Annotated in this window: 1 protein-coding gene; it reads right to left on the reverse strand. The window is 40.8% G+C overall.

Annotated elements, in window-relative coordinates; translation table 11 throughout:
* A partial coding sequence (locus R0J87_RS24420; protein ID WP_498889634.1) for a hypothetical protein occupies nt 1–238 on the reverse strand: 238 nt, incomplete at both ends.

Consider the following 238-nt stretch of genomic DNA (forward strand, 5'->3'; position numbering starts at 1 on the left):
TGTCTCTTTCGATCAGCGACGGAATCGTATTGCGTTCATCCGTGTAGACCAAGTCAAAACTGAATCGTTCGTTAGGATATGAAGAAACGAAATCTCTCACGCCAATCTTTTTCACTTTATACTGACCCAAGAAATCCGTGAACTCTTGAATTGCAGCCGGATTGTCGATGGAACGATTAAAATAGTCCTCTTCATCTTCTAATGGAAGTTTTGTGTAAAGAATTTGTTCGACCGCTTC

It is taken from the genome of Halomonas sp. SIMBA_159 (assembly GCF_046536035.1).
GTDB lineage: Bacteria > Pseudomonadota > Gammaproteobacteria > Pseudomonadales > Halomonadaceae > Vreelandella > Vreelandella venusta_A.